Genomic DNA, 26,192 nt, shown 5'->3' on the forward strand with positions numbered 1-26,192 from the left:
ATTTAGTTATGACCGTCGAGCGCAAAGGCCTGGAAGCCCGGGCGCTGGCTGAGCCGCTGGTAATAGGCCTCGACTGCCGGGTAAGGCGGGTGGTCCAGCGGCGCGTTCCGCCAGCGGTGCACCGAGAGGCCGACGAGGATATCGGCCAGGGTGAATTCATCACCGGCCACGTAGGCGCCGGTTTTGGCCAGCTGTTGTTCGAGTAGCCCCATTTTGTCATTCCACGCCTGCACGCCGGCGCGCAGGCGCTGCGGGTCCTGGTAATCCGGGTTTTTGCGCACCAGCGCATGGAACGCATAACCCCAGGATGGATTGAGTTCGGTGGCTTGCCAGTCCATCCATTGCTCCACCTTGGATCGGGGCGCGGGTTCGGCGGGAAGCAAGTCGTGACGTTGGTACAGGCCGACGAGGTAGCGGCAGATGGTGTTGGATTCCCACAGCACGCCGTGGTCATCGATCAGCACCGGCACCTGGGCGTTGGGGTTCAGGGCAAGGAATTCGGCGGCTTGAGTGGGTTTGAAGCCAATGCCCCAGTCTTCACGTACGTAGTCGATGCCCAGTTCCTGGCAGGTCCACAGTACTTTGCGCACGTTGATGGAGGACGTGCGGCCGAGGATTTTCAGTGAGTGTCCCATGGTGCTTCCCTTGCAGTGGAGAGTGGCCAATCTAGCACGACGAAACAATTTGTAAGCAATGCCCTGTAGGAGCGAGCTTGTCGTGGCGAGGGAGCTTGCTCCCGCTGGGCTGCGAAGCGGCCCCAAACCGTGCGATCGATATGGGTCAGATACACTTCGTCAACCGGTCTGGGAGTGCTTCGCACTCCAGCGGGAGCAAGCTCCCTCGCCACGCAAGCTCACTCCTGCGCAGGGCGTGTCAGTAGCGGGGCGTGTGCTGGTCCATGGCTTTGCCCACCAGCAACACACTCAGTTCGCTGAGCTGGTGGATGGCCAGGGCGACATCGCGGTGTTTGCCTGTAAGGTCATCGGACAGGTCAAGCAGCAAGGTGCTGACGGAGCACAGGGTTTCGTAGCTGTTGATCAGCAGGGTTTCGGTCGGGACATCGGGGATGAGGGTGAAGAGGGTGGTTGGCGGCGTGTCGATTTCTTTGATCATTGGATAGTCCAGGAATTGGCCACCGCCTCTTCGCTACTAAACGAGGGTGGCAGCTGTACGCAGGTTAGTAGACCGGTGGACTCCAAAGCCGGCGCACCCAAGGGTGCCCTACGCACAGCCGCCATCAAACATTTCGCTTGGGCTTGTGCACTGAGAAGTCCGAACATGGGCTACTAAACCCGGTCACCGAGAAATTCAGCGACCGGCAAACCTTAGAGACCCCCTTCCAGGCGCACAAGCCGGCGGATTCTGACGTAAGCGTAGGCAGCCGGGCAAGGCGCTGATCGCAATGTCAGCCGCGTCCTACAGTCGTCCTACGTGCTTTCCCGCACCTGCAATTCAAACCCCATATCCACCACGGGTTTGGCGATTTTGTTGCCCGCCATGATGCTCAACAAATGTTCCGCCGCACGTCGCCCAATGGCCTCACGCGGGGTGCTGATGCTGCTCAGGCGCGGCACCATGAAGGACGACGCCGGCAAGTCGTTGAAGCCCAGCACCGCTACGCGTTCCGGCACATTGATGTTGTGGCGCAGGGCTTCCAGCAGTGCGCCCTGGGCCAAGTCGTCGTTGCCGAAGAAGATCGCGTCCACATCGGGATGGCTTGCCAGCATCTGCAGGAACAGCTCGCCGCCCAGGCCCACGGAGGAGGGGCGTGGTGTCAGCAACTCCAGCGCCGGGTCGTACATGCCTGCCTGTTGCAGTGCGCGGCGGAAGCCTTCACCGCGCAGTAACGTGCGTTGGTCCAGTTGCGCGCCGATGTAAGCCAGGCGCTTGCGCCCACGTGACAGCAAATGTGCGGCCGCCGTTTCACCGGCCGCCAACTGTGAAAAACCCACGCAGTTCACGCCGGCGTTGGGGTCCAGGTCCATCATGTAGACGCAGGGCACATTGCTGGCCTCGACCATTCGTCGCGCACTTTCAGTCCGATCAAAGCCGGTCAGCAGCAAGCCTCGTGGCTGATACGCCATATAGTTGCGCAGCAGGTTTTCTTCTTCATCGCGCGAATAATGGGAATTGCCGATCAGCACTTCAAAGCCCTTGGGGCGCAGCACTTGGTGGATGGCTTCGAGGGTTTCGATAAACAGCAGGTTGGACAGCGATGGCACCAGCACCACCACCGAGTGGCTTTGCGCCGAGGCCAGGGCGCGGGCGGCGGGATTGACGACGTAATTCAGTTCACTGGCGGCGTGTTGCACTTTTTCCACCAGCTCGGTGGCCACGGTGCTGATGCCGCGCAGGGCGCGAGAGGCGGTAATCGGGCTGACGCCAGCCAGGCGGGCAACTTCGTTGAGGGTCGGGCGACCCGTGGTGCGCAATTTTTTATCGTTCTTGGAGGTCATCAGGCGGCTTGCCAAACAAAAATCGAGGCACTAAGGTAGCGCTGTCTCCAAAAGGCTGCAAATGCTTGAACGTAGGGTTGCCTGATCCCGTTCAAATCGCTGGAGAGGATGCACGCGTCACTCCATAAAAAAAGACAAGACGGCGCGGGAAAAGCCTGTTTTTGCACTAGCCTTACAGCGTGCAAAGGTAGCGCTATCTGCGTCCTGAGGTGTTTCATGAGTCAACCTGTTACCGCCCTGGTCATCATGGGTGTTTCCGGCTGTGGCAAGTCCAGTGTCAGCGAGGCCCTGTGCCGCCTGAACGGCGCCACCGCCATTGAAGGCGACAGCTTTCACCCCGCCGCCAACATCGAGAAGATGAGTGCCGGCCACCCTCTCAACGACGACGACCGCGCCGGTTGGCTCGACATCCTCTGCGATGAACTGCGCCGCGCGCTCAAGGCCGGCGAGCATCCCGTGCTCACCTGTTCGGCGCTCAAGAAGAAATACCGCGACCACCTGCGTGAAGCCGCACCGGGCCTGGGTTTCGTGTTCCTGGAACTGACCCGGGCCGTGGCCGCCGACCGCGTGTCCCATCGCCCCGGCCATTTCATGCCGGCAAGCCTGATCGACAGCCAGTTCGCCACCCTTGAATCGCCGAAGGGCGAGCCGCTGACCCTGGCGCTCAACGCCAGCGAAGACAGCGTCGAGGCCCTGGCCAGGCAGACTCATGCCTGGTGGCTGCAACACGGCTTTGAACCTACTCATTAATTTTTTGCCGGAAAAGATAGCGCTATCCCCGACAGGAAATTCAACACCCGCTTTAATAACAACAACAAACAGGAGAGACCCCCCATGTTTGGCATGTCCCACGAGTCCTACCTGCTGCTAGATGCAGTGGTCACCATTATCGGACTGATCGTCTTGATCACCCGGTTCAAAGTTCACCCCTTTATCGCGCTGATCATCGCCGCAGGTTTTCTCGGCCTGACCTCGGGCATGCCCGTCGACAAAATCATCAAGGCGTTCCAGGACGGCTTCGGCGGGGTGCTCGGCTTTGTCGGCATCATCCTCGCCCTGGGCACGATGCTCGGTAAGATGATGGCCGAATCCGGCGGTGCCGATCAGATCGCCCAGACCCTGATTCGAGCCTTCGGCAAGGAGAAGGTGCAGTGGGCCATGATGTTCGCCGCATTCCTGGTGGGCATCCCGCTGTTCTTCGAGATCGGCTTTGTGTTGCTGATCCCGCTGGTGTTTATCGTCGCGCGGCGCACCGGTGTGTCGCTGATCAAGATCGGCATCCCACTGCTCGCCGGCCTGTCGGCGGTGCACGGCCTGGTGCCACCGCACCCGGGCCCGCTGCTGGCTATCGGCGTGTTTGGCGCGGACATCGGCAAGACCATCCTGTACGGCCTGATCGTCGCACTGCCGACCGCCATCATTGCCGGCCCGATCTTCGGTACGTTTATCGCCAAGTACATCCCCGGCAATCCGTCCCAGGAGTTGGTGGACCAACTGGCCCGCGAGACTGAAAACAAGTCGCTGCCCAGCTTCAGCGTAACGCTGATCACCGTGCTGCTGCCGGTGTTCCTGATGCTGCTCAAAACCTTCGCCGACATTGCCCTGCCGGACGGCCATGGCATTCGCAACTGGATGGACATGATCGGCCACCCGATCACTGCACTGCTGCTGGCGTTGCTGCTGTCGCTGTACACCTTCGGCCATCGTCAGGGCATCGGTTCCAAGCAGATCCTCAAGTTGCTCGACGCGAGCCTTGCGCCGACTGCCGCGATCATCCTGATCATCGGTGCCGGTGGTGGTTTCAAGCAGATGCTGGTGACCAGCGGCGTGGGTGACGTGATCGGCCATATGGCGGTGACCGCGCAGATCAACCCGATTTTGCTGGCGTGGCTGGTGGCGGCGGTGATTCGTGTGGCGACCGGTTCGGCGACCGTGGCGACTATCACCGGCGCGGGCATCGTGGTGCCGGTGGTGGGGATGATCCCCGGGGTCAATCGTGAACTGCTGGTGTTGGCGACGGGGGCGGGGTCGTTGATTTTGTCTCACGTCAACGATGCCGGGTTCTGGCTGGTGAAGCAGTACTTCAATATGACCGTGGCCGAGACCTTCAAGACCTGGACGGCCATGGAGACCATCCTGTCGGTGGTGGCGTTGATCTTCATCATGCTGTTGTCGCTGGTGGTCTGACCCGCACACGGCACAACCCAGCAACACCCGGTCAAAAAGGTGGGAGGAGGCTTGCCCCCCCTCCCACACTTGACCACATTCCCATGAGTTGGATCAGGCTTTGGTGACAAGCCCATCCGCGCGGAACATCCCGCGAATCCCCCGCACCGCCTGGCGAATCCGATCCTGGTTCTCGATCAGCGCAAAGCGCACGTGATCATCCCCATACTCGCCAAACCCGATGCCCGGCGACACGCATACCTTCGCTTCCAGCAGCAGCTTCTTGGCAAACTCCAGCGAGCCCATGGCGGCATACGCTTCGGGAATCTTTGCCCAGACATACATCGACGCCTTCGGGTTTTCCACCATCCAGCCCAATTCATGCAGGCCCTTGACCAGCACGTTGCGGCGTTGGCGATACTGCTCGGCAATGTCCTTGACGCACTGCTGGTCACCTTCGAGCGCTGCAATGGCCGCCACTTGCAGCGGGGTGAACGTGCCGTAGTCGTGGTAGCTCTTGATACGCGCCAGGGCGCTGACCAATTCCGGGTTGCCCACCATGAAACCAATGCGCCAGCCGGCCATGTTGTAGCTCTTGGACAAGGTGAAAAACTCCACCGCAATGTCCTTGGCGCCCGGTACCTGCATGATCGACGGGGCCTTCCAGCCGTCGTAGACGATGTCGGCATAGGCCAGGTCGTGGACCACCAGCACGTCGTACTGCTTGGCCAGGGCGATCACGCGTTCGAAGAAGTCCAGCTCCACGCACTGTGCGGTGGGGTTGGACGGAAAGCCCAGGATCATCATTTTTGGCTTGGGGATCGAGCCGCGAATCGCCCGTTCCAGTTCGGCGAAGAAATCCACGCCGGGCACCAGCGGCACTGATCGCACCTGGGCGCCGGCAATCACGGCGCCGTAGATATGGATCGGGTAACTGGGGTTGGGCACCAGCACGGTATCGCCCTGGTCCAGGGTGGCCAGCATCAAGTGCGCCAGGCCCTCTTTGGAACCGATGGTGACGATGGCTTCCGACTCGGGGTCGATGTCCACTTCATAGCGGTCCTTGTACCAGCGTGAAATGGCGCGGCGCAGGCGCGGAATGCCTTTGGAGGTGGAGTAGCCGTGGGTGTCTTCACGCTGGGCGACGGTGACCAGTTTTTCCACGATGTGCGGTGGAGTGGGACCGTCTGGGTTACCCATGCTCAAGTCGATGATGTCTTCGCCGCGCCGACGCGCAGCCATCTTCAGCTCGGCAGTGATATTGAATACGTAAGGGGGGAGTCGATCTATGCGCGCAAAGCGGCGCGGCGAACCTTGGTCTGCCATTGTTGCCTCGAGGTACGTAAGCGCCCGGAACCGTCCGAGCGACGTTGGCCACTGCGGTGGCCTGCGGGCAGACAATACGGTCGATGATGGCCAGATGTCCATATGTGTAGGAAATTTTTCTGCATGGTGTGCGGCGCAGATATACCCCTATACTCGATGCGGGCTTGTTCCCTCATAAGAAGGAGACTGTTCGTATGGATCAGCAGACGAAACAACCGTTGGAACCACGCTTGGAAGACGGCAAGGCGCTGGTGATTGCGGGTGTGCAAGGGCGCTATTCGAAGGCCACCGTGGGCGATATTCCCAAGTTGTGGGAGCTATTTGATACCTGCGTCAAGGACATCAAGAAGCGCGTTGGCGGTTTGACCTATGGGGTGTGTCATAACCCCAGCCACGGCGAGTTCGATTACATGGCCGGGGTGGAAGTCGCGTCCAAGGGCGACGCGCCGAGCAACTTCGAAACCATCGAAATTCATGCACATCGCTACGCCGTGTTCCCGCACCATGGCCCGGTGCAGGCGCTTGAACAGACTTACGAGCGCATCATGTTCGAGTGGTTGCCGCACTCGGGCTACAAAGTGGCCGGAGCGGATTTCGAACGCTACAGCGCCGATTTTGATGGGCGCAAGGGCACCGGCACGGTGGAAATCTGGTTGCCAATCGAAGCCAAGGCCTGAAACGGCTGCGGGCCGATGTCACGTAAACATGACATAACCGTCAAACAGTCATGTTTACGTTACATCGACGGGCTGAACCTCCACCGCAACCTCCGTTCATAGTCAGTCCTGCCCTGGTAGGCCTCCCCGCTGTCCACCCACCCGGTCGCCAGATACAACCCCATCGCCGCTACATTGTCCCTGTCCACCGACAGCTCCAAACCCTTGATCTGCGGCCAGGCCTGCATCGCCGCTGCCGGCAGCGCCAGCAGGCATGCCTTGCCGAACCCGCGCCCTTGCTGCGTGCGGTCTACTTGCAAAGCGTGCAGCGAGGCGCTGTGTTCATCGGCCCAATGGGGCAGGCATGGCGGGCGCTTGAGCAGCAGGAAGGCCACGGGCCGGTCTTCGGCGAGCAGGGCGAAGCCTTTGACGGCGGCGGGGTTGGGATTGACCAGCAGGCTGTTCAGCGCGCAGTCGATATCGCCGGAAAATGCCCGTTGCTCGGGGTGCACTTGCAGGGTCTCGAGCTGCTGTTTTTGCACAAGGCTCAGCGTCTCATAGGGGACGAGGCGGGTTTCCATTGGCGGTGAATCTCAATCCTGCACGGGGACGCGGATTCTAGCGGGTTTGCAGGCGGCTGAATTATTTTTCAGCGTTGTGTCGATTGAGCCGGCGGCGATTCGACCAGGGGTGTCCTTCGTGATTTTTACCCCAAAGGAGTATCGTTATGAGCACTGCCATCAACTCTCTGATCGACCAATGGAAGCACGCTGTGCTTGCCCGGGATATCGACAGGATTGTCAGCTTTTACGCCGACGATATCGTCTCGTTCGACGCCGTTGCCGCGCTGCAATTCAAGGGCAAGGCGGCCTACCGCGCCCACTGGGAAGCGTGCATGGAACACTGTCCGGGCCCGGGTATTTTCGAGTTCCATGAACTGCGCATTGTAGACGCCCCGGAAAGCGCATTTGCCCATTGGCTGGCCCATTGCGGCGGTGCCGGCCCGGATGGCGTGGTGAAGTCGTGCTGGATGCGGGTGACGGCCGGTTATGCGCGCATCAATGGCCAATGGAAGGTCGTGCACGAGCATTGGTCGGCGCCCTTCGATATGCAAACCGGCGTCGCCTTGTTCGAGCTGAAACCTTGAGCGCAGCGAACTATAGTCATTAGTCCGAAAACGGAGACGCACATGAAATACCTCTGCCTGATCTACAGCAACGAGCAGGTGCTGCACACCTCGCCGGACAGCCCCCAAGACCCGGAGTGTTTCGCCTACGCGCAGTCCATCCAGGCCAGCGGCCGCATGCTGGCCGCCGAGCCGCTGGAGTCGGTGACCACCGCCACCACTGTGCGCATGCGCAATGGCAAGTTGTCGATCACCGATGGGCCGTTTGCTGAAACCAAGGAGCAGTTGGCCGGTTTTTACCTGATCGAGGCCAAGGACCTGAACGACGCAATCCAGGTAGCCGGCGGCATTCCAGCGGCGCGGGTCGGCAGTGTGGAAGTGCGTCCCGTACGTGAATTGAATCTCTGAGCATCACAATCATAAGAACTCAAGAGGATTGACGATGAATACCCAAGCTCCCTTCGAACTGTCCATCAGCCGCTTGATCGACGCCCCGCGCAGCCGTGTCTTTCGCGCCTGGACCACGCCCGAGCTATTGCAACAATGGTGGGGCCCCCATGGCATGACCACCCCCGAGTGCGAAATGAACCTGTGGGTCGGTGGCCTGTTTCGCACCCTCATGCGCGCCCCCGACGGCGGCGAATATCCAACCCAGGGCGTGTTCCTGGAAATCGATGCGCCCAACCGGCTGGTGTTCACCGATGCTTTTGCGCCTGGCTGGATCCCTTCAGGCAAGCCCTTCATGACCGCTGAGGTGACTTTCGAAGAGGTCGACGGTAAAACCCGCTACACCGCGCGCGCCATGCATTGGAATGCTGAAGACAAACAGGCCCACGAGGCCATGGGGTTTCACGATGGCTGGGGGCAGAGCCTGGACCGCCTGGTGACGCTGGTGACCCAAGGCATGGCCGATTGACGCTGCCGATTGAGGCGATCTACCGCAGCGAATCACGGCGCGTACTCGCGACGCTGATTCGCTTGCTCGGTGATTTCGACCTGGCCGAAGAAGCCCTGCACGAAGCGTTTTTCGTTGCCGTGCAGCGCTGGCCACAGGACGGCGTGCCGAACAATCCCCGGGCCTGGCTGGTCTCCACCGGCCGCTTCAAAGCCATCGACCGTCTGCGCCGCCAAGCCCGATTCAGCCCATTACTGCAGGAGCAGGCCGATGCGCTGGAGGCGGTCGACTGGAATGAGGAAGACGTGGAAGACGACCGTCTGCGCCTGATCTTCACCTGCTGCCACCCGGCGCTGGCCGCCGACGCCCAGGCGGCGTTGACGTTGCGTGAGATCTGCGACCTCACCACCGAGGAAATCGCCCGTGCTTTTCTGGCTTCGCCCACCACCATCGCCCAGCGCATCGTGCGCGCCAAGGGCAAGATCCGTGAAGCGAAAATCCCCTATCAGGTGCCGTCCCTGGCGGAGTTGCCTGAACGTCTCGACAGCGTATTGCGTGTGGTTTACCTGGTGTTCAACGAGGGCTATTCGGCGTCTATGGGGGCAGACCTCACCCGGGAAGACCTGACCCGCGAAGCCATCCGCCTGGCCCGCTTGCTGGCGCAGCTGTTGCCGGAGCCTGAGGTCATGGGCTTGCTGGCGTTGATGCTGTTGCACGAATCCCGTCGCGCCGCGCGTACTTCGGCCGCTGGTGAGTTGGTGCTGTTGCAGGAGCAGGACCGTGGTTTGTGGGACGCATCCTTGATCGCTGAAGGCTGCGCGTTGGTAGAACAGGTATTGACCGCGGGGCGTTTCGGCCCGTATTGCCTGCAAGCGGCGATTGCGGCGGTGCACGCCGAGGCAGCCAGCGCCGAGGACACCGATTGGTTGCAGATTGTCGGGCTTTACGACGTGTTGCTTCGGGAAGTGCCGTCGCCGGTGATCGAATTGAACCGCGCCGTGGCGGTGGCGATGTGGCAAGGACCGCTGGCGGGGTTGGCGCTGGTCGAGGGCATTTTGTTGCGTGGTGAGTTGCTGGATTATCACTTGGCGCATGCGGCGCGAGGGGAGTTTTGCCGCCAGTTGGGGCGCACCGAAGAAGCTTGTGCGGCTTACGCAAAAGCCCTGTCACTGACCCGGCAAACGCCAGAAAAACGCTTCATCGAACGACGCCTCACCGAACTCAACCAACCCAGGCAATGAGGCGGGAAGCGGCTTGAGGGCTATTCGAGAATTTTCTGCAGCATCCAACTGCCTGCCGGGCCCGGTGGGTGTTGGCGCGACCACAGTGCATCCACCGTCACCGAGCGTGGCCAACTGCGCACGGTGAGTTCAACCAGCCCGGCATTGCCAAAGCGTTCCACCATCCAGCGGGGCAGCGCCGCCCAACCGAAACCGAGTTGGGCCATCTCCATCAGCATCAGAAAGCTCGGCGCTGACCACACGCGGCCCGTGGCGCGGGTTTCATTGGGGTTGATAATGCTCGCCAGGCGTAATTCCCGATGTTGCTGCAACGACCGCTGGTCAATGTTCTCCAGCTTGGCCAGTGGATGGGTGGGCGCCACGAACAGAGCGATCTCTGCGCGCTCCGCGACGGGAGCACGGCTCAGGTCGGGCGGATAAACCTCCTGGGCTTCAATGAACGCGATCTGTGCCCGGCCACTTTGCACAAGGTCGATCAGGTCTTCGCACTCGGCAATCAGCCATTCCAGCTCCAGCTCCGGGTAGCGTTGCTCGAAGGCTTTCAGGACGATTTCGAAACGCTCGGACTGGTACGTATCGGACATGGCGATACTCAGCTTCGGTTCCAACCCCCGGGCCAGCTGGTTGGCCGCCATCTCCAGGCGGCTGCTGGCCTCCAGCACCTGCTCGGCCCGTTGCAACAGCACATGGCCGGCGGGTGTGAGCGTCGGCTTGCGGCTGCTGCGATCGAACAGCGCCACATCCAGATCAATTTCCAGGCTAGCGACGGCCGCGCTGACGGTGGATTGGCTCTTGCCCAGCTTACGCGCCGCAGCGGAGAACGAGCCTTGGGTAGCTGCCTGCACAAACGCTTGCAGCACTTCGTTGGACGCCATGACTATCGCCTTTGTCGATGGTTATTGGTTATGAAGTATCGATTCAAAGGGTAATCATGGCAACCATCGTCATTCATGGAGCGCAGGTGATGCACCCTACCAAGTCGATTACTGAACGTGTTGGTCAAGCCCTGGGTTTTGAGGGGTTGGCTTTGTTGATCTGTACACCGCTGCTGGTGTGGATCACTGGCCGGCCGGTCCTGGAAATGGGCGCGGTGACCTTGGCCCTCAGCCTGTTGGCGCTGACCTGGAACATCATTTTCAACAGCCTGTTCGACCGCCTGAAGGTCCGCCTGCAATTGACCGGCGGCGCGTGGACGCGGGTAGTGCACGCGTTGCTGTTTGAGGGCGGGCTGATTCTCGTCGCCGTGCCGTTGATCGCGGCGTGGCTGAATATCAGCCTGATGCAGGCGTTTATGCTCGACATCGGCGTACTGCTGTTTTTCCTGCCGTACACCTATGTGTATCACTGGGGGTATGACGTTATCCGGGAAAAAATCGTCAGCAAAAACGCTATCCAGTGCAGGAGCTAGCATGCTGTGGCGAGGGGGCTTGCTCCCGTGCGACAGCGCAGCTGGCGCACGCTTTCAGGGGCGCTTCGCACCCCAGCGCAAGCAAGCTTGCTCGCCACAACAAGCGAGCGCCTACAGACAGGTGAGCGAGCTTACAAAATCCAGGAACGCCCGCACCTTGGCGGCAGGTAAATGCCGTGACGGATAGTAGGCGTACAGCGGAAAGCGCTCGTCGGGCCAGTCGGGAAACAACTCCACCAAACTGCCGGCCTTGAGTGCCGGGGCCAGGCCCAGGTCGAGCATCTGGGCCACCGCATGGCCGTGCTCGCACACGCTGTATAACGTGCTGGCGTCGTTGACCACCAGGCGGCCATCGGTACGTACGATCAGTCGTTCACCGGGGCGATGGAATTCCCAGGCAAATGGACGGCCGGTTTGGGAATCGCGAAAATCCAGGCACATATGCCCGTGTTCCAGATCCTGAGGCACTGCGGGTTGGCCGTATTGTTCAAGGTAAGCGGGGGCGGCCACGGTGAGCACCCGCACGTCCATCAACTGACGGGCGATCAGCGAGGAGGATTGCGGGATGCCGAAGCGAATCGCCAGGTCGAAACCATCGGCCACCAGGTCACCGAGTTGGTCACGGGTGTGCAGGTCCAACTGCAATTGCGGATAGCGGCGCATGAAGTCGCCCAGCACCGGGCCCAGCACCAGCCGCGAAAAATACGGATCGATATTCACCCGCAGGCGCCCGCGCACGGTCAGGGCGCTGTCGGCCGCCGAACTGGCAGCCTCTTCAAGGCCCGCCAGCAGGGGCGCGATGTGTTGATAGAACCGGCGCCCCTCGTCAGTCAATTGCACCGACCTGGTGGTGCGGTCGAACAGGCGGATACCCAGGCGTTTCTCCAGGCGCGAAATCGCCCGGCTGACACCGGACGCCGTCATGTCCAAGCTGTCGGCAGCACGGGCAAAGCTGCCGCTGTCGACCACCGCCGCCAATACGCCCATGCCACCGGCCAAGCTCGGGTCAAAGCTCATTGATGATTTTCCGTCAGGTATGCAATGACACTGATGCTATCGAAGAATCCTTGGGCTGCGCAGGATAATTTCCCCATCGCGACGCAAGTCGCCTTTGCAAGGGAGAACGTTGATGTATGCAGTCACAGGTATCACTGGAAAAGTCGGTGGCGCCGTTGCCCGCGCTCTGCTCGCGGCTGGGCAGCCGGTACGCGCCGTGGTGCGCAGCGTCGACAAAGGCGTGAGTTGGGCCGCGCGTGGGTGTGAGGTGGCAGTGGCGGAGGTGGATGATCCCCAAGCCATGGCTGAAGCCTTCGCGGGTGTGAAGGGCGTGTTCATCATGATGCCGTCGAACTTCGATCCGTCGCCGGGCTTTCCGGAAGCCCGGCGGGTGGTGGAAAACATCCGTCAGGCCCTGGCGTGTGCGCGCCCTGGCAAGGTGGTGTGCCTCTCCACCATCGGCGCTCAGGCCGTGCAACCGAACCTGCTCAACCAACTGCACCTGCTGGAGGAAGCTGTGGGCAGCCTGGAATTGCCGGTGACGTTTTTGCGGCCCGGCTGGTTCATGGAAAACGCCCTGTGGGATGTAGCGTCGGCGGTTGCAGGGCGGATCTCAAGTTTCCTGCAACCCTTGGACAAATCGGTGCCGATGGTTGCTACGGCGGATGTCGGACGTGTGGCCGCCGAACTGCTGCTGGAGCCCAGCCCGCGTATCGTGGAACTGGAAGGGGCACAACGCATTACCCCTAACCAATTGGCCGCCGAGTTTGCCCGCGTGCTCGGTAAACCGGTCGCCGTCGACGAGATCCCCCAGGAGACCTGGCATGGGCTGTTCAGCGGCCAAGGCATGCGCAACCCGCTGCCGCGGATTCAGATGATCAACGGCTTTAACGAAGGGTGGATCGAATTCGAAGGCACCCCTCGCAAAGGCACGGTCGAACTGGGCACTGTGCTTCGCGAGTTGGTGCAACGCAGCGGCGCTTGAGCCTTACAAAAACATGCCGCCCGAGGCCTCGATACGCTGGCCGGTGATCCAGTTGCTGCCATCGGCCAGCAAGATGGAAATAGCCCCGCCGATATCGTCCGGCAAACCGGCGCGGCCCAGAGCGGTGTTATTGGCGACCATCGCGTTCAGATCCTGATTGTCGCGCACGGCACCACCGCCGAAATCGGTTTCGATGGCGCCGGGCGCCAGGATGTTCACGGTGATGCCGCGCCCACCCAATTCCTTGGCCTGATAGCGGGTGAGGACTTCCATCGCGCCTTTCATGGCGGCATACGCCGCATATCCCGGCAGGCTGAATCGCGCCAGGCCGCTGGAGATATTGATGATGCGGCCGCCGTCGCGGATCAGCGGCAAAAGCTTCTGGGTCAGGAAAAACGGCCCCTTGAATTGGATCGCCACCAATTGATCGAACTGTGCTTCGGTGGTGTCGGCAAAGCTGGCGTGGGTACCAATGCCGGCGTTGTTGATCAGAAAATCGAAGTGATCCTGTGCGAAAACATCTTTGAGCACTGTGGTGATTTCGCTGACGAAGCCATCAAACGTGTCGCTGCGGCTGACATCCAGTTGCAGCATGGCGGCGCGGCCACCCAAGGCTTGAACCTGCTCGACCACGGCTTGGGCTTCACCGGCGGCGCTATGGTAGGTGCCGATGATGTCGATGCCTTGTGCGGCCAGGTGCAGCGCGGCGCTTTTGCCCAGGCCGCGACTGGCGCCGGTAATCAGTGCGATTTTACGCGTCATGATGGGAGTTCCTTGTGATTGGTTGGATGTGGCACTGAGTGTATTTGTCCGCTCACAACGTGATAAACAGGGCTTTATCGGAATCACTGGCCGGATAAGGCGAACAATCCCATGAACAAGCTTGAGTTGCTGCGCACCTTCGTGCGCGTTACCGAACTGTCGAGTTTCACCCAGGCGGGCGAGAGCCTGGGCCTGCCGCGCTCCACCGTCTCCGAGCATGTGCAGGCGCTGGAGGAACTGCTCGGCGCCCGTTTGCTGCAGCGCACCACGCGCAAGGTGCAGGCGACTCAGGACGGCCGCGTTTTGTATGAACGCAGCAAGGATCTGCTGGCCCATATGGAGGAACTGGAAGGCTTGTTCCGCCAGGACGAAACCCAACTGGCCGGGCGTATCCGAGTGGACCTGCCCAACGTGATGGCGCGGGACATGCTCCTGCCGCACCTGCCGACTTTCATGGAGCGTCACCCGCTGATCGAGATGGAAATCAGCAGTACGGACCGCCAGGTAGACCTGATCGCTGAAGGCTTTGATTGTGTGCTGCGGGTGGGCGCCCAGCCCGACCAGACCGTGGTGGCGCGCCGCGTGTGCAGCATGCCGATGGTCAATTGCGTCAGCCCTGCGTACCTGCAACGTCATGGCATGCCCGAGACCCTGGCTGACCTGGCTCATCATCAATTGGTGCATTACGTGAGGCCCTTGGGCGCGCGCTCGGCAGGTTTTGAATATCAGCAGGGCAGCAAAGTGGAGCGTGTGGCAATGGCCGGGCGCGTCACCGTCAACAGCACCGATGCGTACCAGGCCGCGTGCCTGGGCGGATTTGGCATCATCCAGGTGCCGCAGCTGGGTATTGGCGACTTATTGGCCAGTGGGAAATTGGTGGCGGTGCTGCCGGATTACCCGGCGCCGCCGCTGGACGTGTCCTTGTTGTACGCCGGCCAGCGCCATTTGCCTCTGCGCGTGCGGGTGTTCATGGACTGGATGGCGGCCATTCTGCAAGCCCGTCATTAACGGCGTGCCGATAATTGCTGCGGCGCCAGGAAGGCGTCGTGGAAGTAATCGCGGAACGCCTGCATTGCCGGGGTGAACGCACGTTCGCGGTGCCACGCCAGGCCGACGCTCATGGGCGTGACCGGGTCGGTGACGGTCAGGGTTTCGATACGCTTGCCTTCCAGGGACCAGGGCCGGTGCACCAGGTCCGACAGAATCGCCACACCGCTGCCGTTGGCGACCATGCTGCGCACCGCCTCCACCGAACTGGTGCGCAGCCGCACCCTGGGTGTTTGCCCGGCCTGCTCCCAGTAACGCATCGCGCTGTGTTCGGCCTCGTCGACGGTGAGCAGAATGTAGGGTTCCTGCGCTACATCCGCGAGGCTCACGGCACTGCGTTCGCACAGCGGGTGATGGCTGGGCAGCCACAGTCGGCGTTCGGAGTTGAACAGGATCTCGGAAACGATGGCCGGATGGGTGAGGTTGGCGGTGAGCACCACGGCCATGTCGAACTGGCCGTCGAGCAGGCCCTGTTCGATGGCCTGGCGTTCCTGCTCGAAGACCTCGATGGTCACGTCCGGGTGCCAGTGTTCCATGCGTTGCAGGTGATGCGGCAGGAAATAACCCAGTACCGTGTAGCTGGCGGCTACCCGCAACACCCCGCTGGCGCGGTAGTCGGGCAATGGGCTGTTCAGTGCGTCGTCGACGCTGCGCAGGATCACGTAGGCGCGGTTGAGAAAGTGCCGGCCGGCGTCGGTCAGGTTCATGCCCTGGGCCGAGCGCACGAATAACTGCACGCCAAGCATGGCCTCCAGTTCCTTGATCGCCGTAGTGACCGCCGACTGGGAGATGTTCAAGTGAATCGCCGCCTGGGAAATCTGGCCGATCTCGGCGGTGGCGACGAAGTAGCGGACTTGGCGCAACGTCAGGGACATGGCGGTATCTGTTTTTCAGAAGATGGGTCATCTGATAATAGATCTTCCCAAGGGGTCAAGCCCGGGCCTACTTTCCAGCATCACCTTGAAGGGAGCGACCTTGATGCAGGCAGTGGATTTCAACTCGGACATGGGCGAAGGCTTCGGCCCCTGGACCATTGGCGATGGTGTCGATGCGCAACTGATGGCCTACATCAGCTCGGCGAATATCGCCACCGGCTTTCACGCCGGCGACCCCGGCACCATGCGCCGTACCGTTGAGCGCGCCAAGCAACTGGGCGTTGCCATCGGTGCCCATCCGGGGTTCCGCGACTTGGTGGGGTTCGGTCGCCGGCATATCAACGCACCGGCCCAGGAGCTGGTGGACGACATGCTCTATCAGCTGGGCGCCTTGCGCGAAATCGCCCGCGTCCAGGGGCTGACGCTGCAACATATCAAGCCCCACGGCGCGCTCTATATGCACCTGGCCCGTGACGAAGAAGCGGCGCGGCTGCTGGTGCAAAACCTGCAGATCATTGAGCCGACCCTGCTGTTGTACTGCATGCCTAACTCAGTGATCTGGCGAGTGGCCAAGGAGCTGGGGCAACCCGTGGTGCGGGAGTTTTATGCCGATCGTGAATACGATCTCAGCGGCTCCATCGTGTTTACCCGCCATGTGCGTGCGCTCGACCCTGCAACGGTTGCGGCACGGGTACTGCGCGCCTGTCAGACCAACTTGGTGCGGACCGTAGAAGGTGAGGATCTGTTTATCGAGTTCGACTCCATCTGCCTGCACAGCGACACGCCTGGCGCCCTGGAATTGGTGGAAGCCACTCGCGAAGCCTTGGACCGGGCCGGCATCGAAGTCAGAACACCCCAATAAGATCGAACCTCCATTTTTGCCTGCCTTTCTACAATGATTCCAAGAGGAACAGACATGGCTGAAACGTCCCCCATCCGCTACAGCTTCGGCGGTGATGAACACCTGTTTGCCGAGGTCAGCGACAGCATGTCCCTGCAGGCATTTTTCAAAGGCATGGCCGTGACCCGCGCCGTGGAGCGCCTGGCCCTGGAGGGCGTGCTGGATGTATGCCTGGCCAATGCGTCTTTCCAGATCCGCTTCGACCCCGACCGCATCGCGCCCCATGTGCTGCTCGATGCGGTGCAAAGCGCCGAAGCCCAGGCCGTGGCCGAACGCACCTTGCACACGCGCATCATCGAAATCCCGGTGCTTTACAACGATCCCTGGACCCATGAAACCCTGATGCGTTTTCGCGACCGTCATCAAGACCCGGGTAGCACCGATCTGGAGTACGCCGCACGTATCAATGGCCTGGCTGACGTGGATGCGTTTATTGCTGCCCACAGTGGCGCGCCATGGTTTGTGTCGATGGTGGGATTTGTCGCGGGCTTGCCGTTCATGTTCCAGATGGTCGAGCGTGAGCGCCAGCTGCAGGTGCCCAAGTACCTGCGCCCGCGCACCGACACGCCGAAACTTACCCTGGGCCATGGCGGTTGCTTTGGCTGCATCTACTCGGTGCGCGGCGCCGGCGGTTACCAGATGTTCGGCGTGACGCCGGCGCCGATCTATGACCCGGCGCAGCAGTTGGCCTACCTCAAGGAACACATGGTGTTCTTCCGCCCGGGTGACATCGTGCAGTTCAGACCCATGGACCGCGAAGCCTACGACCTGGCCGTCGCCGAGGTGGAGGCCGGCCGTTTCGACCTGCGCATCCGCCCAGTGGAATTTTCCCTCGACGCGTTTCTCGCCGACCCCGTCGGCTACCCGAAAACCCTGCAGTAGGCATTGGCATGATCAAGGTGCTCAAACCCGGCCTGGCCACCTCCGTGCAGGACCTTGGCCGTGAAGGTTATTACCACTTGGGCATCCCGCCGTCGGGTGCGTTGGACCAATATGCGTTGAGCGCGGCCAACCATCTGGTGGGCAACCCGATCGGTGCGGCGGGGCTGGAGTGCACATTGATCGGCCCGCAGCTTGAGTTTCGACAGGACGCGCTGGTGGCGCTCAGCGGTGCGCTGATGTCGCCGCGCCTGGATGGCGAAGTGGTGCACCAGGACACCGCGTTCCAGGTGCGTGCCGGGCAGGTGTTGAGCTTTGAATTTCCCATGGCCGGCGCGCGGACTTATCTGGCGGTGGCCGGGGGCATTGATGTGCCGCTGGTGCTAGGCAGCCGTTCGACCTACACCCTTGGCGGGCTCGGTGGGTTTGAGGGGCGACGTTTGCAGGAAGGCGATGAACTGCCGATTGGCCAGGCCAGTGGACGCGGGCGGGCGGGCAATAGTTTGCCGATGGCCCTGCGTCGGTCGGTCGGCGGTGATGTGACATTGCGGGTGGTGCCGGGGTTGTATTACGAGCGGCTGGCCGACGCGGCAAAAAGCAGCTTTTTTGCCGAGCCCTGGACCGTGGGGTCCGAGGCGGACCGTATCGGCTATCGCTTCAAGGGCGGCAGTGCGTTGAGCTTTCAGCCGCGGGAGCAACCCTTTGGTGCCGGGTCCGATCCGTCCAATATCGTCGACAGTTGCTACCCGATTGGCTCGATCCAGGTACCGGCCGGGTTGGAACCGATTGTGCTGCATCGGGATGCGGTGTCGGGGGGTGGCTACGCGATGATCGGCACGGTGATCAGCGCCGACCTGGATTTGATCGGGCAGATGCAACCGAACCAGCGCGCGGGGTTTATGGCGGTAACGTTGGAGGAGGCGTTGGAGGCGCGGCGGGTCTATAAAAAACGCCTGCAAATAATGCGTGGGCTGTTCACTGCCTGAAAAATGCAGAGGACCGAATGGGGGAGGGGCAAGCCCCTTACACAGTCAGTCCTCTGTTCATATCGGGTTTTGTGGTGGGTCAGAACAGTTGGGTGAACAACCAGTAGAGGCTGCCTGAAAGCAGGATTGCCGCGGGCAATGTCAGCACCCATGCCATTGCCAGGTTACGGATAGTGCGCATCTGCAACCCACCGCCATTGGCCACCATGGTCCCGGCCACACCCGAGGACAACACATGGGTGGTCGACACCGGCAGCCCATACATATCCGCCGCACCGATGGTCAGCATCGCAACCATTTCCGCTGAGGCGCCTTGGGCATAGGTCAGGTGAGTCTTGCCGATCTTCTCGCCCACCGTTACCACAATGCGCTTCCAGCCGACCATGGTACCCAGCCCCAGGGCGATAGCCACGGCGATCTTCACCCACAGCGGAATAAAGCGCGTGGAGTTGTCGATCTGGTCTTTGAACAGCTTCAGTTTGTTCTGGGTATCGGCATCGAAATTGCCGACCTTGCCTTTGTCCATCAAGCGAATGGTCTCGCTGGTCAGGTACATGTCGTTACGCACGTTGCCTACGGCTTCGGCAGGGACTTTGGCCAGGGAGCCGTAGCCTTTGACTTCGTCGCCGATCTGGCCGGCGAGGGCGGCGAGGGCGGGCACCAGTTCCGGGGTGGCTTCCTTGGTGCGTACATAGGTCGAGAGGATCGGCCGTGGGTCACCCGGCAATGCCTGTGGTGCAGCTTTCACCAATGCCACTTGGGTCACCTCGGCCACCGCTGCGAACTGCAACGATTGCTCGGCGGGCATGGTGCGGTTCAGCGCATAAGCCATGGGCAAGGTGCCCACCAGGATCAGCATGATCAAGCCCATGCCCTTCTGGCCGTCGTTGGAACCGTGGGCGAAGGACACACCGGTGCAGGTGGCGATCAGCATGCTACGAATCCACCAAGGTGGCGGGGTGTCGCCCTTCGGGGCCTTGTACAGCGCGCGGTTTTTCACAAAGGCGCGCAGGGCCAGGAGCAGCATTGCGGCAAAAGCGAAGCCGATCAGCGGCGACAGCAGCAATGCGTAACCGATCTTGATCGCCTGGCTCCAATCCACACCGCTGGTGCCGTCACGCCCGTGCATCAGCGCATTGGCCACGCCGACGCCGATGATCGAGCCGATCAAGGTGTGGGATGACGACGCCGGCAACCCCAGCCACCAGGTGCCGAGGTTCCACAGGATCGCCGCGATCAGCAGGGCGAAGATCATCGCGAAACCGGCCGACGAACCCACCTGCAAAATCAACTCGACCGGCAACAACGCGATGATGCCGAACGCTACCGCACCGCTGGAGAGCAGCACGCCGAGGAAGTTGAAAAAGCCCGACCAGACCACCGCAAAATGCGGCGGCATTGAGTTGGTGTAGATCACTGTGGCGACGGCATTGGCGGTGTCGTGAAAGCCGTTGACGAATTCAAAACCCAGGGCGATCAACAACGCCACACCCAGCAACAGGAAGGGTGTCCAGGTGGTGACCACCGTGCCCAGTTCGTGCATGTCGTGCATCAGGCTGTAGGCGGTGAACAACAGGCCCATGGCGAGCACCGCGAAGAAAATGATCACGGTCACCAGGCCGGGTTTCTTGTCCAGCCTGGGTTTGGGGTTTGTGTGTGACGCGGTGGTGGAGGCAGTCAGGGAAGGGGTGGCCATGCCGGAGCATCCAGTGTGAGGAGGATGCCGTTCATGATCATTGCAGAATGTTACAGAGATGCTGCCATACGTCAGTGTTTGGCAGATTGAGTGAGCCGCTGGTCAGTAATCGTTGCGCTTTCTGAACGCCCAGCGCCCGGCAATCAAGGTAAACGTTACCACCAAGGCCACCAGGATCCAGAACCCCTGCGGGTCCGTGGAAAGCGGCACGCCGCCCACGTTCATGCCGAAAAAGCCGGCAATAATGTTGATCGGCAGGGCCAGCACCGTCACCACGGTGAGGGTGAACAGCGTGCGGTTGCTTTGTTCGTTGAGGTTGGCCGCGATCTCTTCCTGCAACAGCTTGATGCGTTCACCCAGGGCCGTCAGGTCATTGATGATCAGCGCAAATTCCTCGGTGGACTTGCGCAGCTCCTTCACGTCTTCCTTTTGCAGCCATTGCGGCGGGCGATTGAGCAGGCGCAGCAGCGAGCCCGGCTCCAGCGCCAGCAGGCGTTGCAGGCGCACCAGCACGCGGCGCGCGGCGCCCAGTTCGGCGCGGTTGGTGGACAAGCGCGAGGACAGCAACTGATCCTCGACCTGGTCGACGCTGAGGCTGGTCTTGCGCACGATCTGCGTCAGCACTTCGCCTTGATCGCGCAGCAGATGCACCAGCAACTCCAGAGGGGAGCGGAACTGTTCGCCGGCCTTTACCGACGAGCGCAGTTTGTCCACCGAGTGCAACGGCTGCAGGCGTGCGCTCACCAGCAAGCGGCTACGGGCGCACACCCACAATGTGGAGATATCCGATGAGACCATGCTGCTGAAGTTGAACACCACGTCGTTGACCACCGCCAGCAGCGCGGAGTCGACGTGCTCGATACGCGTGGAGCGTGAACCTTCGTGCAGGGCCTCGAAAAACTCTTCGGGTAATGACAGATGCGCCTGCATCCACCGTTGGCAGGCCGCATGGGCAAGGTTCAGGTGCAGCCACAGGAACTCCTGTGGATCGGAAGGTTCCTGCAGGGCCTTGAGCGCGGTGGCCGAATCAATCTGCTCGCCTTTTTCGCCAGGTCGAAACCGAAAACCGTAAAGCAGGCCAAACAGATCGGAATCCTGATGGCTGTGGTCGATGCTGTGGTTCATGGAGGCTCGCAGAGAAAGCGCCTGTAGGACGTTTCACAGGTTCGCGTGGTCGAATCATTGCAAGGATATTTGACAATTTTGTGACCGTTTAAGGCGTTGGCGGCATTTCAAGACACTGACGCGGCCATTCGCGCCGCGATCGGGCAGCAGCCCCCGGATCAGAGCAGGGACAGGCGGAAGCTGAATTGGGTGCCGTATTGTTCATGGCTGGTCACGCTCAACTCACCGCCATGGGCATCGGCAATCTGCCTGGCGATATACAAACCCAGGCCCAGGCCGGTCTCGAGCGTGCCGGGAAGCGGGCGTGAGAAAGGCTGGAACAGGCGTGGCAAGGTCTGTTCAGCGATCTGCCCGGCGTTTTTCACTGCCACCGTCAAGTGAGCGTGCTCGATCTCAGCCGTGACGTATACCGGGCTGTTCCGGTTACCGTGATGGAGGGCGTTGACGAGCAGAATGGAGAGCAATTGCGCCAGGCGTTCGCGGTCGCCGTACACGTTGTGCAGGTCGCCGATATCGGCGTGGATCAGCCGTAGCGGGTGCAGGCCATGCACTTCGGCCACCACCTGGCGCAAAGCATCCTGCAAATCCGCGCAATGGGTGAGGCGCAGGGCCATGCCACTGCCCATCCGGCCACGGGCGAGGTCCATTACGTCCTCGACCCGTTGTGACGCGCGGCGCCCGCAGGTGAGGATATGGCGCACCAGTGGGTCGCTCACAGGGCTGGGATGTTTGCGCAGTAACCGCTCGGCACTGAAGTTGATGGCAAACAGCGGGTTGCGCAGATCATGTCCCAGCGCGGCGATGAATTGCTCGCGCAGCTCGGCGGTACCCCGTTCTTCCTGCCAATCGGCGTCGGTCCGTTGCTGGCTTTCCTGGGCTTCGATTTGCAGCGAGAGCACCCGGGCAAACGACTCCATGGTCGACTGGATAGGGCTGCCACGCAGGGCTGTGGGGATAGGGTCGAGCGCGCAGATCGTGCCGAAGAAACGCCCATCCGTACGGAACACCGGCACGCAAATATAGCTTTCGAACACGTAGATGCGTGGCGTGTGGTGGTTGCGGTAGATCGGGTCTTCACTGGCCTTGTCGATCACGACGGCCTCATGTGAACGGTGGATTTCGTGGCAAATCGTGGTGGTGAGGTCCAACTCCGAGCCCACGCCGACGCCGTAATCGAGTTGGTCGAGCACGGCGCAGGCGGTCCAGTTGTCGTCGGTCACCCGCGCGACGGCAGCAAAACGCAGGCCGGTCGTGTCGCAGATGACTTTGAGCATCGCGGGTACGACGCTGATTCGGCCAATCATGGCGATGTCGGCGATCCTTTGCTCCATGCTGCACTCTCGAACCGTTGGGCGCCGGGCGTTGTGCCCTGGCCAGACAGTGAGAGTCTACCGACCTTGCACGATTAAGGTGCATCCGAGGGTCGGAAATAGACGTTGCTCCAGACGTTCAAACGCCCATAAAAAAACCGCGTCACCCGAAGGTGACGCGGTTTTTCATAAGCCCGATTCACGTGTCTTGCTTGTCTTCCAGCACGGCGCCGGTCTTGGCATCGAGCTTGACGTCAAACTTCTTGCCGGTGGTGTCGGTAACGTCTACCTCATACACCAGCACACCGTTTTTGTGATCCAGCTCGGTATCGGTGATGGTCGCGCCAGGGTGTTTGGCCAGGGCGGCGGCGTTGAGTTTTTCGAATGCCATTACCTCGCCAGACTTGAGCAGGCTGGGAATCTGGTCCGGGCGAACATCGGCTTGGGCCAGGCCGGCAGCCAGGGTCAGGGCGGTGGCGGCGAACAGGGTGGTCAGGGTTTTCATGGTCAATGTCCTTCTAGGGTTAGCTGCTTAAGTGGCGCCAGATTAACCGGCGCAACTTAATTCATCCTTAATGGCGCTTTGACTCAGTAACCGTGGTCTGCCAGCAACTGCTTGACGTTCGACGACGGGAAGCGATTGTAGAACTTCAACAGTTCAGCGGCGCGGTTGGTGAAGATGCCATCGACACCGGCGTCCATGACTTTCTTGAAATCCACCGGCTCATCCACGGTGTAGACATGCACCAGCAGGCCCTTGTCGTGGGTCAGCTTGTTCATTTCAGGCTTGACCAGGTCCGTGTAGCTCTGGTCGCCATGGTTGGTCAGCTCGGCCGAGGGACCGGTGCCGATAGCGCCGAGGCTTTTGGCTTCGTCGACCCATTTTTCGAACTCGGCGGCGTCTTTCGGTTCTTGCTTGGCGTAGTAGGCGGCTTTGGTCGGTGCGCCGGACTCAGCGAAGGTCTGCGTGGATTTGGGCTCAATGCTACCGGCGCCGACCCACAACAGCAGGATTTTCGGGGTGTTGGGCATTTCCTTCTGCAGCTCTTTCAAGCTGTCTTTTTCAAACGTCTGCAATACCACGCGGCCTTTACCCTGGCCGACGCCGGTGTTGCTCTTGCCCAGCTTGGAGCCGGCGGAACTCAGCCAGCCTTTATCCAGCAGCTTGTTTTTCAGGTCGGCTTCGATTCCCGGGAATTGCTTGGGCTCTTTGGTCTCGATGTACAGGCCGGGTTTGTGCTGTGGGTTGCCTTCGGCGATCTTGATGATGTCGTCCAGGCTCTGGATTTTCAGGCCCACGAAACCTGGGCGGGCGCGGTCCGGGTAGGCGGCGTTGAACCAGCTGCCGGCGTCCAGGGTACGCAGTTCGGCCCAAGTGAATTCATTGGCCGGGGCGTCTTTGCGCTCGGGGAATTTGGTGGCCACGTCGGTGGTGCGTTGCAGGTTGTTGTCGTGCAGGGCGAACAGGACGCCATCCTTGCTGCGCTGCAGGTCCATTTCCAGGTAGTCGGCGCCCAGGTCGCGTGCGACCTTGTAAGCGGCAGCGGTGGACTCCGGGGCGTCGTAGGAGGCGCCACGGTGGGCGATGACCGCGGGGTACGGAATGCCTTCGTTTGTCGCCAATTCAGCCGGGCTGATCGGTTCGGCAGCCTGTGCAGAGCCGAGGCCGAGCATCAGCGTGAGCAGCAGGGCACTCCCGACAGTGGTGGGCACCGAGCCGTTGGAAAACGTGACAGGCATATGCGAAGTCCTTTCGTGGAGGTAACTTTGAGAAGGCGTCCTTTTTAACAATTGATTGCGAATGGCGCTATCACCAAACCGACATTAACGTGCGCACGGGCCAATTTTTGGGTTTTTTTGTGCAGTCTTGCAGTACTCTTGCCCCAATGCTCCGTTAGAGGGCGGTCATTTGTGCCACGCGTGTAAACCATCTTTCCAGTCCCTGTGGGACTTTTCAGTGAGGTTTACCATGCGCATCACCTCCGAGCTTATCTGCCAGGCCGCCGACCAACTTCATGGTTTTGTCGGCCTGAACCGCAAAACCGGCCAGTACATCGTGCGTTTCAGCGAAGATGCCTTCGGCATGGACGTGGCCGACGACGGCATCATCCCCACGGCCGAATTTGTCTGGCTGCCTGCAGCCGACCACACCATGACGTTGTCCCGCGAGCGGATTCAGTTGCTGCTGGATCAAAATATCGATGATCGCCTCAACATCACCGAACCGCTGCGTGTGTATATGCGCCGGGTGGAGATCCCGCAGATCAGTGCGTTGCGCAGTCTGGTCAGTTAATTGCGATCAAAACCGTAGGCCCGCTCCACCTTGCACACCCGCGTATGAAACGCCGAGTACCAGGTGGCGCGGCCTTGTTCGCGCACCTGGCAATGTTCCGCTTGCTGCTTCCAGGCCCGGATGGCTGACTCGCTGCTCCAGTAGGACACGGTGATCCCCAGGCCGTCTTCGCGCGCCGACTCCACCCCGAGAAACCCGGGTTGTTCACGTGCCAGTTCCAGCATGCGCGCGGCGGCCTGGCCGTAGCCTTGATCGCCCTCGGTGCGCAGCGAGCTGAAAATCACCGCGTAGTAGGGCGGGGAAGGGGTGTTGGCGATCATCGTGATAGTCCTTGGCAAGCCTGCAGCAGCGCGATCGCCAGTGGCGGCGTAGTGCCTGCGAGTGCTGCCCGTTCCGGCTGGAACAGGGTGGCGACGAAAAACGGATGCTCCAAGAGCTCCACGGCGCGCAGATCGCCCGCCGAGTCATGGCCACTGGGAATCAGGTCGCCTTCCAGCAGTGCGTTGGCGAACTCGGGGTTGATGCCATAACGGCAGCGATAGCCTTCATGGATATCCAGGGTGCCGTAGGCCTCGGCAATTCGGGTGTACGGCGCCAGGCGCACGGTGTCGCTCGCCTCTACCAATGCACAGCTCAGGGGGGTGATGACGGCGCGTTTGGCGTCGGGCGCCAGTTCGCCGTGTTCGGCATCCGCCCAGCCCAGTACATGGCGGGCATATTCGAGTACTGCGTGTTGAAAACCGCCGCAGGTGCCGAGGAAAGGGCGTTTTTGCTCGCGGGCAAATCGAATTGCCCGCAAGGCGCCGTCGGTGTCGCGGTAGGGGCTGGCAGGCACGCACCAGAAGCCGTCGAAGCTGTGCAGGTCCGTGTCCGGTGTGAGTGAGTCCGTATCGAGCCACTGCACGTGAACGTTCAGGTTCAAGGTGTCGGCCGCTTGTTGCAGGGCGACGGGAATGGCCTGGTGAGCGATCACCTCGGGGTTGTAGTCGCCGATCAGGGCGAGGTGCAGCGCGGTGGTTTTCATCGTGTACGGCCCATGGCTTGTGGTGTCCTGAGACCCACT

General features: G+C 61.2%; 30 protein-coding genes. 14 read left to right on the top strand and 16 right to left on the bottom strand.

Features of this window, described 5'->3' with window-relative positions; all coding sequences use genetic code 11:
* Positions 1–2 precede the first annotated feature (2 nt).
* The 3 genes from M5B97_RS24875 to M5B97_RS24885 form a co-directional block, all read right to left on the bottom strand.
* Positions 3–635: a glutathione S-transferase gene (locus M5B97_RS24875; RefSeq protein ID WP_123715636.1), complete on the bottom strand. Its 633-nt coding sequence runs from the start codon at positions 633–635 to the stop codon at positions 3–5.
* 238 nt (positions 636–873) lie between these two features.
* Entirely contained in the window at positions 874–1,113 is a 240-nt protein-coding gene (locus tag M5B97_RS24880; protein ID WP_248732968.1) for a DUF6124 family protein, read from the bottom strand.
* 314 nt (positions 1,114–1,427) lie between these two features.
* The gene (locus M5B97_RS24885) at positions 1,428–2,459 is read right to left on the bottom strand and encodes a LacI family DNA-binding transcriptional regulator (protein ID WP_248733000.1); all 1,032 of its coding nucleotides are present in this window, start codon (positions 2,457–2,459) and stop codon (positions 1,428–1,430) included.
* Between the two features lie 213 nt (positions 2,460–2,672).
* Between M5B97_RS24885 and M5B97_RS24890 the strand changes: the two genes are divergently transcribed.
* Entirely contained in the window at positions 2,673–3,206 is a 534-nt protein-coding gene (locus M5B97_RS24890; RefSeq protein ID WP_060754088.1) for a gluconokinase, read from the top strand.
* Positions 3,207–3,290: 84 nt separating this feature from the next.
* Positions 3,291–4,643: a GntP family permease gene (locus tag M5B97_RS24895; protein ID WP_134660063.1), complete on the top strand. Its 1,353-nt coding sequence runs from the start codon at positions 3,291–3,293 to the stop codon at positions 4,641–4,643.
* Positions 4,644–4,736: 93 nt separating this feature from the next.
* Here the strand turns inward: M5B97_RS24895 and alaC are convergent, their stop codons facing one another.
* Positions 4,737–5,948, bottom strand: coding sequence for an alanine transaminase (gene alaC, locus M5B97_RS24900; protein ID WP_123715633.1), 1,212 nt, complete (start codon positions 5,946–5,948; stop codon positions 4,737–4,739).
* Positions 5,949–6,142: 194 nt separating this feature from the next.
* On the opposite strand from alaC, the gene M5B97_RS24905 reads away from it, so the two are divergent.
* A complete protein-coding gene (locus M5B97_RS24905) occupies positions 6,143–6,625 on the top strand; it encodes a GyrI-like domain-containing protein (protein ID WP_248732969.1) in 483 nt (160 codons plus the stop codon).
* Positions 6,626–6,684: 59 nt separating this feature from the next.
* On the opposite strand, the gene M5B97_RS24910 is transcribed toward M5B97_RS24905, so the two are convergent.
* Complete coding sequence (locus M5B97_RS24910; protein ID WP_248732970.1) at positions 6,685–7,185, bottom strand: GNAT family N-acetyltransferase; 501 nt, start codon at positions 7,183–7,185, stop codon at positions 6,685–6,687.
* A gap of 146 nt (positions 7,186–7,331) precedes the next feature.
* On the opposite strand from M5B97_RS24910, the gene M5B97_RS24915 reads away from it, so the two are divergent.
* The 4 genes from M5B97_RS24915 to M5B97_RS24930 are packed head-to-tail and all read left to right on the top strand — an operon-like array spanning position 7,332 to position 9,866.
* A complete protein-coding gene (locus M5B97_RS24915; protein ID WP_248732971.1) occupies positions 7,332–7,751 on the top strand; it encodes a nuclear transport factor 2 family protein in 420 nt (139 codons plus the stop codon).
* Between the two features lie 42 nt (positions 7,752–7,793).
* Positions 7,794–8,138, top strand: coding sequence for a YciI family protein (locus M5B97_RS24920; RefSeq protein WP_123715629.1), 345 nt, complete (start codon positions 7,794–7,796; stop codon positions 8,136–8,138).
* A 34-nt stretch (positions 8,139–8,172) separates the two neighbouring features.
* The gene (locus M5B97_RS24925) at positions 8,173–8,646 is read left to right on the top strand and encodes an SRPBCC family protein (protein ID WP_248732972.1); all 474 of its coding nucleotides are present in this window, start codon (positions 8,173–8,175) and stop codon (positions 8,644–8,646) included.
* A complete protein-coding gene (locus M5B97_RS24930; RefSeq protein ID WP_248732973.1) occupies positions 8,643–9,866 on the top strand; it encodes an RNA polymerase sigma factor in 1,224 nt (407 codons plus the stop codon). Before M5B97_RS24925 ends, M5B97_RS24930 begins: the two co-directional genes overlap by 4 nt.
* Positions 9,867–9,886: 20 nt before the next feature.
* Here M5B97_RS24930 and M5B97_RS24935 read toward each other — a convergent pair whose 3' ends face one another.
* The gene (locus M5B97_RS24935; RefSeq protein ID WP_248732974.1) at positions 9,887–10,741 is read right to left on the bottom strand and encodes a LysR family transcriptional regulator; all 855 of its coding nucleotides are present in this window, start codon (positions 10,739–10,741) and stop codon (positions 9,887–9,889) included.
* Positions 10,742–10,830: 89 nt separating this feature from the next.
* Between M5B97_RS24935 and M5B97_RS24940 the strand changes: the two genes are divergently transcribed.
* A complete protein-coding gene (locus tag M5B97_RS24940) occupies positions 10,831–11,274 on the top strand; it encodes a multidrug/biocide efflux PACE transporter (protein ID WP_248733001.1) in 444 nt (147 codons plus the stop codon).
* Positions 11,275–11,385: 111 nt separating this feature from the next.
* Here M5B97_RS24940 and M5B97_RS24945 read toward each other — a convergent pair whose 3' ends face one another.
* The gene (locus tag M5B97_RS24945) at positions 11,386–12,291 is read right to left on the bottom strand and encodes a LysR family transcriptional regulator (RefSeq protein WP_248732975.1); all 906 of its coding nucleotides are present in this window, start codon (positions 12,289–12,291) and stop codon (positions 11,386–11,388) included.
* A gap of 112 nt (positions 12,292–12,403) precedes the next feature.
* Here M5B97_RS24945 and M5B97_RS24950 point away from each other — a divergent pair, with 112 nt between their 5' ends.
* Entirely contained in the window at positions 12,404–13,255 is an 852-nt protein-coding gene (locus M5B97_RS24950) for an NmrA family NAD(P)-binding protein (protein WP_248732976.1), read from the top strand.
* Positions 13,256–13,258: 3 nt separating this feature from the next.
* On the opposite strand, the gene M5B97_RS24955 is transcribed toward M5B97_RS24950, so the two are convergent.
* Positions 13,259–14,017 carry an SDR family oxidoreductase gene (locus tag M5B97_RS24955; RefSeq protein ID WP_248732977.1) on the bottom strand — a complete coding sequence of 253 codons (759 nt, stop codon included), beginning with the start codon at positions 14,015–14,017 and terminating at the stop codon, positions 13,259–13,261.
* 111 nt (positions 14,018–14,128) lie between these two features.
* On the opposite strand from M5B97_RS24955, the gene M5B97_RS24960 reads away from it, so the two are divergent.
* Positions 14,129–15,025, top strand: a complete 897-nt coding sequence (locus tag M5B97_RS24960; RefSeq protein WP_123715623.1) for a LysR family transcriptional regulator — start codon at positions 14,129–14,131, stop codon at positions 15,023–15,025.
* Here M5B97_RS24960 and M5B97_RS24965 read toward each other — a convergent pair.
* On the bottom strand, positions 15,022–15,939 hold the full coding sequence (locus M5B97_RS24965) for a LysR family transcriptional regulator (protein ID WP_248732978.1): 918 nt from the start codon (positions 15,937–15,939) through the stop codon (positions 15,022–15,024). The genes M5B97_RS24960 and M5B97_RS24965 overlap by 4 nt on opposite strands.
* Positions 15,940–16,042: 103 nt before the next feature.
* Between M5B97_RS24965 and M5B97_RS24970 the strand changes: the two genes are divergently transcribed.
* Genes M5B97_RS24970 through M5B97_RS24980 form a run of 3 tightly spaced genes read left to right on the top strand, consistent with a single transcriptional unit; the run spans position 16,043 to position 18,705 of the window.
* Entirely contained in the window at positions 16,043–16,801 is a 759-nt protein-coding gene (locus M5B97_RS24970; RefSeq protein ID WP_123715621.1) for a 5-oxoprolinase subunit PxpA, read from the top strand.
* A gap of 54 nt (positions 16,802–16,855) precedes the next feature.
* A complete protein-coding gene (locus tag M5B97_RS24975; RefSeq protein WP_248732979.1) occupies positions 16,856–17,722 on the top strand; it encodes an allophanate hydrolase subunit 1 in 867 nt (288 codons plus the stop codon).
* A gap of 8 nt (positions 17,723–17,730) precedes the next feature.
* Positions 17,731–18,705, top strand: coding sequence for a biotin-dependent carboxyltransferase family protein (locus M5B97_RS24980; protein ID WP_248732980.1), 975 nt, complete (start codon positions 17,731–17,733; stop codon positions 18,703–18,705).
* A gap of 79 nt (positions 18,706–18,784) precedes the next feature.
* On the opposite strand, the gene M5B97_RS24985 is transcribed toward M5B97_RS24980, so the two are convergent.
* The 5 genes from M5B97_RS24985 to M5B97_RS25005 form a co-directional block, all read right to left on the bottom strand.
* Positions 18,785–20,401, bottom strand: a complete 1,617-nt coding sequence (locus tag M5B97_RS24985) for an inorganic phosphate transporter (protein ID WP_248732981.1) — start codon at positions 20,399–20,401, stop codon at positions 18,785–18,787.
* 102 nt (positions 20,402–20,503) lie between these two features.
* On the bottom strand, positions 20,504–21,526 hold the full coding sequence (locus tag M5B97_RS24990; protein ID WP_248732982.1) for a transporter: 1,023 nt from the start codon (positions 21,524–21,526) through the stop codon (positions 20,504–20,506).
* Positions 21,527–21,684: 158 nt separating this feature from the next.
* Positions 21,685–22,857, bottom strand: a complete 1,173-nt coding sequence (locus M5B97_RS24995) for a GAF domain-containing sensor histidine kinase (protein WP_248732983.1) — start codon at positions 22,855–22,857, stop codon at positions 21,685–21,687.
* 178 nt (positions 22,858–23,035) lie between these two features.
* Positions 23,036–23,341 carry a PepSY domain-containing protein gene (locus M5B97_RS25000; protein ID WP_123715616.1) on the bottom strand — a complete coding sequence of 102 codons (306 nt, stop codon included), beginning with the start codon at positions 23,339–23,341 and terminating at the stop codon, positions 23,036–23,038.
* 83 nt (positions 23,342–23,424) lie between these two features.
* The gene (locus M5B97_RS25005) at positions 23,425–24,576 is read right to left on the bottom strand and encodes a glycerophosphodiester phosphodiesterase (protein WP_248732984.1); all 1,152 of its coding nucleotides are present in this window, start codon (positions 24,574–24,576) and stop codon (positions 23,425–23,427) included.
* 229 nt (positions 24,577–24,805) lie between these two features.
* On the opposite strand from M5B97_RS25005, the gene M5B97_RS25010 reads away from it, so the two are divergent.
* On the top strand, positions 24,806–25,129 hold the full coding sequence (locus tag M5B97_RS25010) for a DUF2025 family protein (RefSeq protein WP_248732985.1): 324 nt from the start codon (positions 24,806–24,808) through the stop codon (positions 25,127–25,129).
* On the opposite strand, the gene M5B97_RS25015 is transcribed toward M5B97_RS25010, so the two are convergent.
* The gene (locus M5B97_RS25015; RefSeq protein ID WP_248732986.1) at positions 25,126–25,449 is read right to left on the bottom strand and encodes an antibiotic biosynthesis monooxygenase; all 324 of its coding nucleotides are present in this window, start codon (positions 25,447–25,449) and stop codon (positions 25,126–25,128) included. The two genes, M5B97_RS25010 and M5B97_RS25015, sit on opposite strands and share 4 nt — an antisense overlap.
* The gene (locus tag M5B97_RS25020; RefSeq protein WP_248732987.1) at positions 25,446–26,153 is read right to left on the bottom strand and encodes a CTP synthase; all 708 of its coding nucleotides are present in this window, start codon (positions 26,151–26,153) and stop codon (positions 25,446–25,448) included. Before M5B97_RS25020 ends, M5B97_RS25015 begins: the two co-directional genes overlap by 4 nt.
* Positions 26,154–26,192 lie beyond the last annotated feature (39 nt).

Source organism: Pseudomonas sp. MWU13-2517 (assembly GCF_023242545.1).
Lineage (GTDB): Bacteria > Pseudomonadota > Gammaproteobacteria > Pseudomonadales > Pseudomonadaceae > Aquipseudomonas.

Bases quoted from the DNA above. Each gene is read 5' to 3' on its own strand.
- M5B97_RS24875 (WP_123715636.1), bottom strand. From the start codon at position 635: ATGGGACACTCACTGAAAATCCTCGGCCGCACGTCCTCCATCAACGTG.
- M5B97_RS24880 (WP_248732968.1), bottom strand. From the start codon at position 1,113: ATGATCAAAGAAATCGACACGCCGCCAACCACCCTCTTCACCCTCATC.
- M5B97_RS24890 (WP_060754088.1), top strand. From the start codon at position 2,673: ATGAGTCAACCTGTTACCGCCCTGGTCATCATGGGTGTTTCCGGCTGT.
- M5B97_RS24895 (WP_134660063.1), top strand. From the start codon at position 3,291: ATGTTTGGCATGTCCCACGAGTCCTACCTGCTGCTAGATGCAGTGGTC.
- alaC (WP_123715633.1), bottom strand. From the start codon at position 5,948: ATGGCAGACCAAGGTTCGCCGCGCCGCTTTGCGCGCATAGATCGACTC.
- M5B97_RS24905 (WP_248732969.1), top strand. From the start codon at position 6,143: ATGGATCAGCAGACGAAACAACCGTTGGAACCACGCTTGGAAGACGGC.
- M5B97_RS24910 (WP_248732970.1), bottom strand. From the start codon at position 7,185: ATGGAAACCCGCCTCGTCCCCTATGAGACGCTGAGCCTTGTGCAAAAA.
- M5B97_RS24915 (WP_248732971.1), top strand. From the start codon at position 7,332: ATGAGCACTGCCATCAACTCTCTGATCGACCAATGGAAGCACGCTGTG.
- M5B97_RS24920 (WP_123715629.1), top strand. From the start codon at position 7,794: ATGAAATACCTCTGCCTGATCTACAGCAACGAGCAGGTGCTGCACACC.
- M5B97_RS24925 (WP_248732972.1), top strand. From the start codon at position 8,173: ATGAATACCCAAGCTCCCTTCGAACTGTCCATCAGCCGCTTGATCGAC.
- M5B97_RS24935 (WP_248732974.1), bottom strand. From the start codon at position 10,741: ATGGCGTCCAACGAAGTGCTGCAAGCGTTTGTGCAGGCAGCTACCCAA.
- M5B97_RS24940 (WP_248733001.1), top strand. From the start codon at position 10,831: ATGCACCCTACCAAGTCGATTACTGAACGTGTTGGTCAAGCCCTGGGT.
- M5B97_RS24945 (WP_248732975.1), bottom strand. From the start codon at position 12,291: ATGAGCTTTGACCCGAGCTTGGCCGGTGGCATGGGCGTATTGGCGGCG.
- M5B97_RS24950 (WP_248732976.1), top strand. From the start codon at position 12,404: ATGTATGCAGTCACAGGTATCACTGGAAAAGTCGGTGGCGCCGTTGCC.
- M5B97_RS24955 (WP_248732977.1), bottom strand. From the start codon at position 14,017: ATGACGCGTAAAATCGCACTGATTACCGGCGCCAGTCGCGGCCTGGGC.
- M5B97_RS24960 (WP_123715623.1), top strand. From the start codon at position 14,129: ATGAACAAGCTTGAGTTGCTGCGCACCTTCGTGCGCGTTACCGAACTG.
- M5B97_RS24965 (WP_248732978.1), bottom strand. From the start codon at position 15,939: ATGTCCCTGACGTTGCGCCAAGTCCGCTACTTCGTCGCCACCGCCGAG.
- M5B97_RS24970 (WP_123715621.1), top strand. From the start codon at position 16,043: ATGCAGGCAGTGGATTTCAACTCGGACATGGGCGAAGGCTTCGGCCCC.
- M5B97_RS24975 (WP_248732979.1), top strand. From the start codon at position 16,856: ATGGCTGAAACGTCCCCCATCCGCTACAGCTTCGGCGGTGATGAACAC.
- M5B97_RS24980 (WP_248732980.1), top strand. From the start codon at position 17,731: ATGATCAAGGTGCTCAAACCCGGCCTGGCCACCTCCGTGCAGGACCTT.
- M5B97_RS24985 (WP_248732981.1), bottom strand. From the start codon at position 20,401: ATGGCCACCCCTTCCCTGACTGCCTCCACCACCGCGTCACACACAAAC.
- M5B97_RS24990 (WP_248732982.1), bottom strand. From the start codon at position 21,526: ATGAACCACAGCATCGACCACAGCCATCAGGATTCCGATCTGTTTGGC.
- M5B97_RS24995 (WP_248732983.1), bottom strand. From the start codon at position 22,857: ATGGAGCAAAGGATCGCCGACATCGCCATGATTGGCCGAATCAGCGTC.
- M5B97_RS25000 (WP_123715616.1), bottom strand. From the start codon at position 23,341: ATGAAAACCCTGACCACCCTGTTCGCCGCCACCGCCCTGACCCTGGCT.
- M5B97_RS25005 (WP_248732984.1), bottom strand. From the start codon at position 24,576: ATGCCTGTCACGTTTTCCAACGGCTCGGTGCCCACCACTGTCGGGAGT.
- M5B97_RS25010 (WP_248732985.1), top strand. From the start codon at position 24,806: ATGCGCATCACCTCCGAGCTTATCTGCCAGGCCGCCGACCAACTTCAT.
- M5B97_RS25015 (WP_248732986.1), bottom strand. From the start codon at position 25,449: ATGATCGCCAACACCCCTTCCCCGCCCTACTACGCGGTGATTTTCAGC.
- M5B97_RS25020 (WP_248732987.1), bottom strand. From the start codon at position 26,153: ATGAAAACCACCGCGCTGCACCTCGCCCTGATCGGCGACTACAACCCC.